The organism is Streptomyces niphimycinicus, assembly GCF_018883605.1.
Classification (GTDB): Bacteria; Actinomycetota; Actinomycetes; order Streptomycetales; family Streptomycetaceae; genus Streptomyces; species Streptomyces niphimycinicus.
The window spans coordinates 1-1,024 of record NZ_JAHLEM010001105.1 but is presented as its reverse complement, the minus strand read 5'-3'; the positions used below and the strand labels follow the sequence as shown (position 1 = coordinate 1,024).

Here is a 1,024-nt window from a genome sequence, read left to right as displayed (position 1 = left end):
GCCCGGGAGGATGTGAGCTTCGTGGAACTGCTGGCGGCGAGCCTGCGGACGTAGAGCGAACGAACCGGGCCCGGGACGGACCCCGGACGAGCGACGATGGAAACGAGGCGCAGGGCGGCGTGAGCGTGGGCAACGTGTGGTCGGGACAGTGGGTCGCGGACCGGCTGGGAGTACGGCTGGACGGCGGCCGGGGCCGCGAGGGCGTCGGCGGCCGGAACGACGGCGGCCTGGGCGGCGACAGCGTCAGCGGCCTGGGCGTCAGCGGTCTGGGCGGCGACAGCGTCAGCGGCCTGGGCGTCAGCGGTCTGGGCGGCGACGGTGGCGCCGAGCTGCGCGAGCTGCTGGGGCTCGCCCTGCGGCGCAACCCCAAGCGGGCGCATCTGCTGGTCTCCAACGTGCTCGGCAAGCATGTCCCGCAGCGCCCCGCCATCGTCCACGACGCGGGCGTACGGCTCGGCCGCCGGGTGCGCGAGCTGCTGGGCGACGAGGCGGCGGCGCGCTCGGTGGTGCTCGGGTACGCCGAGACCGCCACCGGCCTCGGCCACAGCGTCGCCGACGGGCTCGCCCTCGCCCCGTACCTCCACTCCACCCGGCGCCCGGTCCCGGGCGTCGCCACGGTGGGCGGCTTCGAGGAGGAGCACAGCCACGCCACCTCCCATCTGCTGCTCCCCGAGGACCCCGGGCTCCTGGCCTCGACGGGCCCCCTGGTCCTCGTGGACGACGAGTTCTCCACGGGCCGTACGGTCCTGAACACCATCGCCGCCCTCCACCGCCGCTTCCCCCGCGACCACTATGTGGTGGTCGCGCTGGTGGACATGCGCTCGCCCGAGGACCGCGCCCGCCTGGACGCCTTCGCGGCCGACCTCGGCGCCCGCGTCGACCTGGTCGCCGCCGCGGCCGGAGCGGTGCACCTCCCGGACGACGTCCTGGAACGCGGCGCGAAACTGGTGGCCGCACACGAGGCAGCCGCCCCGGACCACGAGCCCGCGCCCGTCTCCACGGCGCCCCCGGCAGGCGCCGCCCC

The 1,024-nt window shown here is 76.3% G+C and carries 1 protein-coding gene; it reads left to right on the top strand.

Translation table 11 applies throughout. From position 1 onward, the window contains the following. Positions 1 to 119 precede the first annotated feature (119 nt). Positions 120 to 1,024 (top strand): phosphoribosyltransferase domain-containing protein (locus KN815_RS47930; protein WP_372458658.1); only part of this gene is annotated, 905 nt, incomplete at its 3' end.